General features: G+C 38.5%; 10 protein-coding genes and 1 pseudogene. 2 read left to right on the top strand and 9 right to left on the bottom strand.

Features of this window, described 5'->3' with window-relative positions; genetic code table 11:
- Positions 1–41: 41 nt before the first annotated feature.
- The 3 genes from MKX49_RS03195 to MKX49_RS03185 all read right to left on the bottom strand — a co-directional run bounded on the left by MKX49_RS03195 (position 42) and on the right by MKX49_RS03185 (position 3,606).
- Positions 42–497, bottom strand: coding sequence for a DUF3237 domain-containing protein (locus MKX49_RS03195; protein ID WP_340874914.1), 456 nt, complete (start codon positions 495–497; stop codon positions 42–44).
- Positions 498–558: 61 nt separating this feature from the next.
- The gene (locus MKX49_RS03190; RefSeq protein ID WP_340874911.1) at positions 559–1,917 is read right to left on the bottom strand and encodes an MFS transporter; all 1,359 of its coding nucleotides are present in this window, start codon (positions 1,915–1,917) and stop codon (positions 559–561) included.
- Between the two features lie 696 nt (positions 1,918–2,613).
- Positions 2,614–3,606 carry an alpha/beta hydrolase gene (locus tag MKX49_RS03185; RefSeq protein WP_340874909.1) on the bottom strand — a complete coding sequence of 331 codons (993 nt, stop codon included), beginning with the start codon at positions 3,604–3,606 and terminating at the stop codon, positions 2,614–2,616.
- An 820-nt stretch (positions 3,607–4,426) separates the two neighbouring features.
- Between MKX49_RS03185 and MKX49_RS03180 the strand changes: the two genes are divergently transcribed.
- On the top strand, positions 4,427–5,203 hold the full coding sequence (locus MKX49_RS03180) for a SurA N-terminal domain-containing protein (RefSeq protein ID WP_340874907.1): 777 nt from the start codon (positions 4,427–4,429) through the stop codon (positions 5,201–5,203).
- Positions 5,204–5,287: 84 nt separating this feature from the next.
- Here MKX49_RS03180 and arsC read toward each other — a convergent pair whose 3' ends face one another.
- The 4 genes from arsC to MKX49_RS03160 all read right to left on the bottom strand — a co-directional run bounded on the left by arsC (position 5,288) and on the right by MKX49_RS03160 (position 8,470).
- A complete protein-coding gene (arsC, locus tag MKX49_RS03175) occupies positions 5,288–5,707 on the bottom strand; it encodes an arsenate reductase (thioredoxin) (RefSeq protein WP_340874905.1) in 420 nt (139 codons plus the stop codon).
- Between the two features lie 32 nt (positions 5,708–5,739).
- Complete coding sequence (locus MKX49_RS03170) at positions 5,740–7,038, bottom strand: arsenic transporter (protein ID WP_340874902.1); 1,299 nt, start codon at positions 7,036–7,038, stop codon at positions 5,740–5,742.
- 18 nt (positions 7,039–7,056) lie between these two features.
- On the bottom strand, positions 7,057–7,398 hold the full coding sequence (locus tag MKX49_RS03165) for an ArsR/SmtB family transcription factor (RefSeq protein ID WP_340874899.1): 342 nt from the start codon (positions 7,396–7,398) through the stop codon (positions 7,057–7,059).
- Between the two features lie 214 nt (positions 7,399–7,612).
- A complete protein-coding gene (locus MKX49_RS03160; protein ID WP_252268754.1) occupies positions 7,613–8,470 on the bottom strand; it encodes a LysR family transcriptional regulator in 858 nt (285 codons plus the stop codon).
- 162 nt (positions 8,471–8,632) lie between these two features.
- Between MKX49_RS03160 and MKX49_RS03155 the strand changes: the two genes are divergently transcribed.
- Positions 8,633–9,727, top strand: a complete 1,095-nt coding sequence (locus tag MKX49_RS03155) for an NADH:flavin oxidoreductase (protein WP_252268752.1) — start codon at positions 8,633–8,635, stop codon at positions 9,725–9,727.
- A gap of 404 nt (positions 9,728–10,131) precedes the next feature.
- On the opposite strand, the pseudogene MKX49_RS03150 reads toward MKX49_RS03155, so the two are convergent.
- Together MKX49_RS03150 and MKX49_RS03145 are read right to left on the bottom strand one after the other, a co-directional pair.
- Positions 10,132–10,764: pseudogene (locus MKX49_RS03150) on the bottom strand (SpoVR family protein); the annotation flags it as partial.
- Between the two features lie 259 nt (positions 10,765–11,023).
- Positions 11,024–12,079, bottom strand: a complete 1,056-nt coding sequence (locus MKX49_RS03145; RefSeq protein ID WP_340874898.1) for a HupE/UreJ family protein — start codon at positions 12,077–12,079, stop codon at positions 11,024–11,026.
- Positions 12,080–12,123: the final 44 nt, after the last annotated feature.

Raw genomic sequence — 12,123 nt, 5'->3', positions numbered from 1 at the left:
GTAAATGAAGAAACACATAATGAAAGAGGGAAAACCAAAAATCATAGTACCTGATAAAATTTCATCTGCACATCAGAAGGTCTTCTTATGCCTTCTCCTACAAAAATATTTCGATTTAAAAAAGTATATTCTTCACTCCCGGTCTCAAACAAGGGAGCCGTTTTAAAATAATAAGATCCAATTGGAACCTCTTCCCCTTGGATGATACGGTCAATAATTTCTTTGGGGCCATGCCGGTAACCTTTGTTCACAACATAAATTAGCACCCCCTCCTCTGTTTGAATCGTATAATGGGCAAGCGCCTCCGTCATGCCGTCATATCGAATCATCTGGTAATCCGCGCCACCAGGTAAAACAATTCCTTTTATCCCAGGTCCGGAAAACGTTCCACCCGTTATAGGAATGATTCTTCTTATACCCGTTCCCACATCCCCTACTTCAATAGGATCGTCCACATGTATGTTTGCCGTAAAAATATGCTTCAGGTTTATGCTCATTTCCTCTTCCCCTTCCTCTCAGTCGTAAATCCCGAAGAGAGTATCTCATCGGGATTGAATATTATTTAGCGGCATTCAAACGATCTTCTGCCGATTCAGGTTTGTCCGCTTCCTTATTATAATTACCATGCTTCTCCTGAACGAACAGCATCGCGAATCCCCCAAGCACAGCGGCGCTTGCAATTGCTGCGAAGTTATACTGGGGCTGCAAGTTCATTGTAAGAAGAATACCTACGAATGTTGGAGCCACTATCCCCCCCATACGTCCAAAAGCCATGGTACTGCCTAGGGCCGTAGAACGCATTTCAGTAGGATAATACTGTGAAACAAATGCATTTGACATATTCTGTACACCAACCGATGCAGCACCTATTACTGAAATCAGGCCATATGCGATAAATGGACTGTTCGTGAAGCCAATGAGCGACAGGGCAATCGCACCACAGAAAAACAGGGGAACAAGTACTTTCTTAAAGCCCAGTTTATCCACCAATCGGCCAAATACGATGGTCCCTACAATAGCTCCGATTTGCATGACCGCAATAAAGGTGAGGCTTGATTTAAGGTCATAACCAGCCTGCATCATAAGGCGTGGAAGCCATGTATTCATCGAGTAAATCAAAATAAATGCGCTGAAGCAGGAAATCCAGAACATTACGGTGCTTATTGCACGTTTTTGTTCAAACAATTTTATAACAGGTGAACCTGGTGTTCTCTCATCAGGTTTCTTAAGTTCTATTGCCTCTTTCACGTTTATTGTAGGATCAATCTTGGCAAGAACTCTCTTGGCTTCTTCCACTCTACCAGTTTGAATTAGGAAGCTAACAGATTCCGGTATGACTTTGATTAACAATGGAAAAAACAAAAGAGGGATTCCCGCGAGCCAGAAAACGGGCTCCCAGCCAACAGTCGGCAGAAGCGACCGGCTTGTAAGTGCAGCTGCTATAGCTCCTACCGAATAACCACAAAAAACGAATGACACGAGAGCAGAACGGATGTGCTTAGGTGCAAATTCAGTGGTCAAGGCAATAACATTTGGCATGACTCCCCCTAGGCCAATACCTGCAATGACCCGAAAAATTATAAACATTGTCGGTCCATTCGCGAACCCAGATAGCAGTGTGAAAAAGCTGAAGAGGAAAATGGTCAACAAGATAATTTTCTTCCTGCCCAATTTGTCTGCAAGTAACCCGAATACGATTGCGCCGGCCGCTGTACCCATTACCGTATAACTACCAATTGCACCTGCTGTAACATCCGATATTCCCCACTCCTTAATAAGGGATGGAACGACAGCCCCGTATATGACAACATCATATCCATCAAACAAAATGACGAGAAAAAGCCAGAAAACAAGCCAAATATGGAATGAATGGATGCGGCTTCCGTCAATTACTTTCATTGGATTAATCAACTTCATTATTATTGCCCCCCTTTAATTTTAGATTTCATTTAACAAATCATACCCTGCACCAATAGGAAACGCTTTCATTTTTTTGTAACCTCTGTTCCCTCCTTTTAAGTAACTGACTTTTCCGTAATCTAATTTTATTAGCTGGCGGTAAGGATTGTTAGCCACTTAATGTAGGAAAAAAGAAGTTTATTTTCAGTTATTATGTAGTCTATTCGGATAGTGCAACCTATCCAACTAGTAAAACAGCTTAGTGATATATAAGAAAGAAGACGTTCCCTAATTTAATTTGCACAGTTTTCATTCGACTAATATTTATAGTGTTTTAGAAAAGCAGGGAACTCCGTTTTCAAATCTCCCTTGATCCTAATCTCTTTCGATTTCTAAACAATTTATAAAGGGCGAGCCCCTATGGCTACTAGCCTTGTTTGTTATGGCCTTATCAGTATCTTCTACCGAGTCTACTATTCATTAGAAAATTGCTTGTTAGTTTCGTATTAATGTTTATGTAGAGTTTTTTCTTTCTACTTTTTCGTTTGATTTCAAATAGACTGCAAAGCTTTTCTGGAAGAAGACCTTTGCAGACTTTTTGTTTCTTGTTTTACTGAGATAAAAATTTTGTATTTCCATTGGAATCCACTGCACACTAAGAAACCCTTCCGTATGATTCACGGAAGGATTTAGCTTCAATTCTTTTTTCTCTCTTTAGTTCTTTTTATTTTCTTTACCTTTTACGTGTTTATCTAAGAAGTTAATCAAGATTTTCATGACTTTTGGTTGCACCCAGTGAGTTCCACCATGGCCAGCACCTTTTACAACATAATAAGTGGAATCAACCCCTTTGTTAATTAAATTTTCGTGTAATATTTCAGTTTGGTTTGGTGAAACAAGTGTATCTTTATCTCCGTGCATGATTAAGAACGGAGGTGCATCCTTAGTGATATATGTGATGGGGTTTGCTTTGGATGCTTTTTCAAGATTATCAAAAATCGAACCACCAGGGCTCATTACGGAAGGTCCATTTACCCACATACCTTCTGGTGCGGAAGGAGATTTGTGAAGGGTCTGAATCTCTTCTGAAAAGCCATCTCCAACTCTCGTTAAGTCAGAAAGCCCATATAAATCGATAACCGCTTTCACATCACTGCTTTGATCTAGATTTTCCCCTTTATCGAATTCCGCCAAACCATTAGTTATTCCAGCAAACGCAGCAAGATACCCGCCAGCTGAACTACCCATTACAACGATATTCTCAGGGTCGATATTAAATTTTTCAGCATTGGCTCGCAGGTAGCGAATGCCCGCTTTCACATCTTCAAGTGGTGAAGGAAAGGTACTCTGAGGCGTAACCCGATATTCAATACTAGCGACAACGTAACCTGCCTCTGAAATGGTCATTCTTTGTTGTACAGACTTATCGTTATTAGCTGACATGAATCCACCTCCTGGTACAAATACAACTGCAGGAAGTGGTTTTTTACCTTCAGGCTGTAATATATCCATTTCTAGCGGAACATTAGAATCACCATAAATAGGTTGCTGAGAGTAAACAACATCTGAAATTAAATTAACAGAAGGGTCCTTAATAGGGACTTCTAACATTTTAGCCTTGTTGTCAGCTGCACTAGCAAGTGGAGTAGCAACAGCAAGAATACCAACCATTAGTAAAGAAAGAAAGGGAGCCTTTTTTATTTTCATTCAATTATCCTCCTAGAATATATTTTAAAGATTAATGATAATAACCCATAGGATGTATTGATTTATTTGAGCGCTTACATAATCTACACTCTTACTCAACCACGTCCATGAATTGTATCCTCCTTTATTAGGACCAAACTGTAATGGAAGTGCTGACAAATCATCAGATAGTCTCTTAGGAATTTTTTCCTTGTCTTTATATTAATAACATGCGTGTAAAATTGTTAGCCGCTTTCTGTAGGAAAAAGGAAATGTGTTTTTGTATGTTTTGAATACTAACCTGGAAGAGAAAATATTCCCTTCTTTTCAAAAGAAATTCATCGAGGGATTTACATATCTCTAAAATCTCCTACAGGAAGCTTTCAATCAAATGTATAATAAACTACTTATTACAAGGTTTCTGTCGACTAAGTTTTTTGTCAAAATGCTGGTGGAACCGATGATATCTATCGATGAAGAAAACACATATGTGGAAATTAAGTAGAGATTTAAACCGCTTAATTCCTAGAAGAGTATCCAAGAATCTTCTGACGATTCTTTCTTTTACTAAACCAATTTACAGTAGTTACGTTTTGTGATTAAGAGATTGAATATAAGCTGACTGCACCAGGTATCAGCCTTCGCATTTTTTAAGCTTATTGCATGTCGAAGGGTAAATGGGTTCATTTCCGCGAATGTTACACTTATATAATGAGATAATGCCTATACTATCTTCCTGTTTTCTGGAAAAAAGAATGAATTTATTGTGTTTTAATGGGAAATTCCTTTATAATGCGCATTAGATGATTTTTTAGCATTGAATACGAGAGGAGACTGAAATATGAAGAAACTATTGTACCCAATCATCATTGGATTATTGGCAGTTGTTCTGACGGCTTGTGGTTCGAACGATGAAGCTGATAAGAAAAATGACGAGAAAGAGGCTAAAACAACTGAGAAAGAAACGGCTAAAGCAACTGAGGAACAGCAAAAACAGATGGAAGAAATGCAGAAGAAACTAGACAAGCAAAAGGTGGATGAAAAGAAAACGGTAGCCATCGTCAATGACGAAAAAATTTTAGGTGCGGAATATAATACCGTGTTGTCCACCACACAAATGCAGATGCAGCAATTCGGACAAGACCCGACAACCAAGGAGGGAGCCAAACAAATTAAAGAGCAAACGCTCAACTCTTTAGTGGGGCAAACATTACTGCTTCAAGCAGCTGATAAAAAGGGCTACACAGCTTCCAAGGCCGAAATTGATAAGCAACTTGCCGAAATCAAAAAGCAATATGAGAGTGAAGAGAAATTCAAGGAAGCGATGAAGCAAGCAGGTCTGAACTCGGAAATGCTGAATGCCCAGATCGCAGAGAACATCCCATATACGAAGTACGTTGAAAAAGAGATTAAAGTAGAAGAAGCAACTGATGAAGAAATCCAAAAGTATTACGACCAGGTTGCGGAGCAAGCTAAAACAAGCGGACAGAAGGTACAGAAACTCGAAGAAATGAAGCCGCAAATCAAGGAACAACTAGAGCAGCAAAAGAAACAAGAAAAGCTTGTGAAGCATGTCGAAGAACTTCAGAAAAATGCTAAGGTCGATATTAAGATTTAATGATGAAAAGAGCTGCCGATTTTGGCAGCTCTTTCTTTATGGTCTTTGGTCCGCCTGCTAACATCCACGGCTTTTCAATTTCATTTATTCACCGGTTCTAGAGAAACGTGCAATTCTTTCATCTATTTCATCTCGAACACGTTGGAAGGTTGCCCATTTCTCTTCATCTGTTCCTTCCGCTTTTGCCGGGTCATCAAAGCCCCAATGTTCACGTTTAACGTGCGGTGGTGTCATAGGACATTTGTCAGCCGCATCCCCACATAATGTTACGACAAAATCGGCATTATTCAATATATCTGGGTCAATGATATCCGATGTTTGATTGGAGATATCCAACCCAACTTCATTCATTGCTTTTACTGCTTTGGGATTTAACCCATGGGCCTCGATTCCTGCACTAAGCACTTGCCATTCGTCACCTAAATATTTCTTCCCCCATGCTTCTGCCATTTGGCTTCTGCAAGAATTACCAGTACATAAAAAGTATAGCGTTTTCTTAGCCATGCGGTTTCTCTCCTTTGTTTGTAAAGTAAGGTTTAATGAATAATTTGCAGCCATATATATAAGCCGACCAATGTGATGAACAACGTTGGGATGGTTAAGATGATTCCCGTTTTAAAGTAAGTTCCCCATGAGATTTTCACGCCTTTTAATGAAAGGACATGAAGCCACAATAACGTAGCCAAAGAACCGATCGGTGTGATTTTCGGGCCCAAGTCCGAACCGATGACATTTGCATAAATAAGTGCCTCCCTGATTGCTCCCGTTGTATGGGTGTCGGAAATGGCAAGGGCATCAATCATAACGGTTGGCATGTTATTCATAAGTGATGAAAGAATGGCTGCTATGAAGCCCATCCCAATCGTTGCGGCAAATAATCCTTGATCGGCGGTAACTTGGATTAAATCCGTTAATACATTCGTCAATCCAACATTTCTCAGGCTGTAAACCACTACATACATGCCAATTGAGAAAAAGACGATGGCCCATGGTGCGCCTTTAATAACGGTTTTCGTGTTGATCGCTGGACTCCTTCTTGCCATCATGAGGAAGAAAATGGCGACAATGCCTGCAATGATCGATACAGGAACCCCAATGAATTCACTCGCAAAATAACCAACCAGCAATATTCCTAATACGATCCAGGACAGTTTAAACATCCTTTGGTCTTTAATGGCTTCCGCTGGTTTTTTAAGCTGTGATACATCGTAATTTTTCGGTATGCTTTTTCGGAAAAACAAATATAAAACCAAGATGCTTGCTACAAGTGCAAAGATGTCCGGAACGATCATTCTTGAAGCAAACTCGGCAAAACTGATATTGAAAAAGTCTGCGGATACAATGTTTACAAGATTACTCACCACTAATGGCAGTGAGGTTGTATCAGCAATGAACCCACTTGCGATGATAAACGGGAAAATCATTTTATCACTAAATTTCAAGGCTCGAACCATTGCTAATACAATTGGTGTAAGGATAAGTGCCGCTCCGTCATTCGCAAAAAAAGCAGCCACAAGAGCACCAAGGATACTTACATAAACAAACATCCTTACTCCATTTCCCTTGGCGGCTCTCGCCATATGCAGTGCTGCCCATTCAAAAAATCCTATCTCATCCAAAATAAGCGAGATGATGATGATGGCGACGAAGGCGAGCGTCGCGTTCCAGACAATCGCTGTCACGTCTATGACATCGGTAAAATCAACCACACCCACAAGTAAGGCCAAAACCGCACCGCCACAGGCTGACCATCCGATCGACAATCCCTTTGGCTGCCAGATTACGAGAATGAGTGTTAATAAAAAGATGATAACTGCCAAAATAACTGATCCCACTGAAGTAGTACCTCCTAGTTAGTCACAACAAATCCGTTTTCCTTGTGCTGTTAAGTTTTCTAATTTAAAGTTTTGACTTGGCAAATCCTTGATGACCGCCTGAATAAATGAGTAATGGGAAGAAGACGGGTTTAACGAGTAAAAAACCCATTGTCCCCTCCTCGCTTCATTCACGATCCCGCCATCTTTCAACTTTCGTAAATGCTGGCTTATAGCTGGCTGGCTCATCTCGAATAGATCCACAAATTCACATACACAGCATTCATGCTCAGACATGATCTTAATCATGGTCAAACGGGTTTTATCGCCTAGTAATTTAAGAATGTTTGCCGTGGTTTCTATATCCAACGCCTCATTCATTGCATTTCATCCCTCCTAGCCCAAATTAAATAAGTATATGCTTATATGATTATCCAACATCATTGTATAAGCATATTCTTATTTAATCAAGCATTAAATATTCAACCATTAATTATTAATAGTAGTCTGCTTAATAGATGGTTTCAAACTAACTCCCACTGTGGAGAACTTAGCCTACACGTCCCCTCGACTAGTCAGGTTCTCTATTTAAGAATTAATAGTACCAAGTTTTTGCGTGGTTTTGTATGAGTTCAATCATGCGAATTATCGAAGGGGAAAGCCATTTATCCTTATGATAAGTCAAATATGTTGATATAGAGGAATGGTGTTGTGGAATAATTTCTCCTTTTAGCTTATTGCTTTCTAATTCTTCTTTGACCGAAAAGTAAGGAACTAGTGATACACCTAAACCACTTTTAACGCATTGTTTTATCGCTTCTATACTTTGAAATTCTAAACTTTCTGTTACGTCCATATTCTGATGGCGAATATATTCATCGAAAACAGATTTATAACTACATCTAGATTCGGAGTACAGTGCTGTTTGAGATAAATCTTCTACATTTAGAGAGCTAATTAAAACCATTCTTTCTCTGATAAGTTTTTCAGAGTAAAGTTCTTCTTGTCTCCAACCATCTTTTTCTAATAATAAGGCTATGTCAATTTCCCCATTTTGAAGACTTTTTGTAACATCATAATTTTCAAGTGATTTCAATGAAAGCTTTACTTTAGGATATTTCGTTTTATATTCGAGAAGAAGAGACGGAATTCGACAAATCGTTAAAGATTCGGAAATCCCTAAAGTTAAAGCGCCTTGTGGCTCTTTGTCAATATTTAATGACTGATTATATAGTTCAATGATTTTGATCGCATAAGACAAAAATTCATTTCCATAGTGAGTTAACATAACTTTCTTTCCTAAGCGATCAAAAACTGGTCTACCTAATTCTTTCTCTAGTTCTTTGATGTGAGTAGTAATGGAGGATTGTGCATAACCAAGGTGTTCTGCCGCCTTATTAAACCCACCTTTTTCTACTATCGTTTTAAAAGTAATCAGTTGACGGAGTTCCATTTATAATTAAATCTCCTTTAATTCAATTTTTTTGAACTTAATTATCTAATATATCAATTTTACTAAACCACATAGAAGATTTAAACTAATATCAAGCAGTTGATAAATCAAATACTAATCAGATTATACATTTTTTTTTGCAAAAAAGAGGAGGCAAACATCATGTCCAATACAATTTTATTATTTGAACCATTCAATATAGGAACTTTTACGTTAAGTAACCGAGTAGGCGTAGCACCAATGACCCGTATTAGCGCTACTGAAAAAGGTTTTGTCACAGATAATATGATTAAGTATTATAGTTCTTTTGCTGAAGGTGGGTTTGGACTTATTATTACTGAAGGAACTTATATTGATGATAGATATAGTCAAACTTACGATTATCAGCCAGGTATCGCTTTTGATGAGCAAGCACAAGAGTGGAAAAGAGTTGTTAATGCTGTTCATTCAGCAGGATCAGCAATCTTTATGCAGTTACAACACACTGGGCCATTATCTCAGGGAAATCGTTTCACTGATGAAACAGTAGCTCCTTCTTCTGTTCAACCAAAAGGAGAACAGCTAAAATTTTATTTAGGGGAAGGACCCTTTCAATTACCTAGAGAAATAACAAAAGAAGAAATAGCTTATGTTAAAAACAGTTTTGTTGAAGCTGCAAAACGAGCTAAATCTGTTGGCTTTGATGGGATAGAACTACATGGAGCAAATGGTTATTTATTGGATGCGTTTCTAACGGAATATACAAACCAACGTACTGATGAATATGGTGGCACAACAGAAAACAGAGTTAGGTTATTAGTAGAAATAATTCAGGAAGTTAGAAAATCGGTAGGAGAAGACTTTACTATTGGTATAAGAATTTCACAATCAAAAGTGAATGATTACTCCTATCATTGGTCAGGCAAAGAGCAGGACGCCGCGATTATCTTTGGAGCATTAGGAAAAGCAGATCTTGATTATATTCATGTAACAGAATTTAAAGCGTGGCAACCTGCATTTGAAACAGGAAAAGATTCACTTGCAGCACTTGCCAAAGAGTATAGTCAATTACCTATAATCGCAAATGGACAGTTAGAGAAGCCAGAAAGAGCTTCTGAAATGATTAATAATGGTCATGCTGATATTATAACTTTAGGTAAAGGAGCATTGGCTAATCACGACTGGGTAAAGAAAGTTCAAAATGAAGAACCTTTAGAAGAGTTCAATTCGGAAAAAGTATTACGTCCAACTGCTGTTATTAAAGATTTCGAATTGTAGATGAAAGAATAAAATGTTTAACAACACCTATCCAAAAGTAATTTAATACTTCATCTCAAAAAAGCATCAATTTAATAAGACCAGTCGAGTTCATCAGACTGGTCTTTTGGTTTATTCAAAACAGGAATTATTTTTAATTTCCATTCTCACTTGTACATAGTTGCCACAGCAAGAACTATCGTTAGTAATAGTTGCAGGAATACCAGGATCGCATGAACTAGATGCCAGATTCACACTGCAAACTCCTGTTTCAGGAAGTTGTATGCACACTCTTTTGCCCCCTCAACATCCCCTGTCAGATAAGCCACCACGGAACGGAACAGAACGAATATCGGTGCCCTTCCGTAAATCTTTAATGAGACAAAAACAAGAAAACTGCCGAGTGACCGGCAGTTTTATCAACTTTATAAATATTTCCGGTGAATGCCTTTTCCATCATAAGAAAACAGGACTTCTTTTCCTTCTATGACTGATTCCATATGCACGGAGCGGCCCCAAAGCTGATGGATATATGGCATGACTTTTTCGAGATATTTCAGATCCAGCTCAATATCTTCATACCAATGTTTTAGATAAAGTTCCCCATTACGCATGAAGTCCCCATCGTTAACTGTGATATAAGGGAAACCTCCGTTAACCCTCATGCTCACAAGTTGATCACGAACATGTTCCCATGCCTTATCGACGATTTTATAATCCTTCCCCTGCTTTTGGAAAAGGTACATATCCTCCCGCATGACAAGATCCTTCGTCAAATAATTGCGGAGAAAGGAAATATCCGATTCGATTTCCCTGACTTCGAACATCTTTTCCCGGCCAGATCCTGGCTTGACGCCGAGCCTAATCATTTCTTCGGTCGGATTATCATAGCGTTCTTCAATATCTTCAAGCACTTTCAATCCTAGATAATAAGGATTGATGCTGGTCCGTGAAGGCTGCACGACACCTGCGTTCAGTTTAGCGAATTCAATCGCTTCCCCCGAGGATAGATCCAATTCACGGATAATCCGCTGATGCCAGTAGGATGCCCAGCCCTCCTATCGCATAGGTGTTTTTTTCTTTCTTCATATATGAATTCCCGATGCAGACATAAATTAGGCACCGTCCTACCCCCTACTGTTATATATAGGATATGACCAATGTTCATATATCACAAAGGCTTTTGTTAAATAAAACAGGTTTCCCACGATTTATCGATTATAGAGGGAAAGGATGGTGAAAAATAAAACAAAACAAACAGACCAAACTTTTATGAAAGATGGCCTGTTTACAAATAGTAATGGATTAAAACTTTCATCAAAATGCTCTTTGAATAAACCATACCAAACCAAACGCTAATATAGCTACCGACGTTCCAGGGATTACAAATTTAATGGGTTTTAAGGTAATTTTTTTCATCCACAGGATTATTGGAAAGGCTAAGGATACGATTAATAGTTGTCCCAATTCAATTCCTATATTGAAAGACAACAGAGAAGTGGCCAGATGATTTCCATCTAGTCGCATTTCTGATAGGATTCCTGCAAAGCCGAAACCATGAATGAGTCCAAAACCGAAGGCAAGCCATGGATGGTGTTTGGCATCTTTATCAAAAATATTGATGAGTGCAACATAAATAATGCTTAAGGCAATGGCCGACTCTACAAACCTGCCTGGTAACTGCACAATCTCTAATGTGGCAAGAACCAAGGTTATACTATGGGCTATCGTAAAGGCTGTGACCAAGGAAAGAATGTTTTTAATCGTCTTTGCCCCAAAGAGCAAACTAATGACAAAAAGAATATGATCATAACCTGTAAAAATATGTTCTAACCCAAGCAATAAAAACTGCTTTATGTTTTGTACGAAACTAACTTCTCCAATCTCAAATTCTCTTGATTCGTACGTAAGAATCTTTTCTTGTTGTTTTCCGTCCATTTTAACGGTTGCAAAGTTTGCATGGCTTGGATCGGAGTCATCCAGGAACATGTTATAGTCAACAGTTAGCTTTTTTGGTTTATGTTCCATCATATAAGTCAGGTTAATTACAGCAAACGGGCGGTCTTTTATCATTTCAACATCTGTTTTTTTGACATTTCCAACAACTTTTACACCATCTGCATAAAGAGATATATGTGAATTTATATATTGCTGTACTGTTTTAGAGTCAATTAATTGTTTTGCATCCGTTTCTTTATTAATCGAATGCCCAAGTTCGGTTAGATCCAGTTTAAGTTCGTAATCGAGGTTTTTCTCGTTCACTTCAATGACGGAAAACCCTTCACTGTTATTACTGTGAGCATATGCTGGTGGAGATAGTAAAGAGGTAAACGAAATCATCACAAGGAACATTAAGAACCATACCCTTTTCATTGCATTCACTCCATTCCGATTGTTTCTTTCTCTGATGTTTTAGG

The organism is Peribacillus sp. FSL M8-0224 (genome assembly GCF_038003055.1).
Classification (GTDB): Bacteria; Bacillota; Bacilli; order Bacillales; family DSM-1321; genus Peribacillus; species Peribacillus frigoritolerans.
This window is presented reverse-complemented; position numbering and strand designations above follow the sequence as displayed.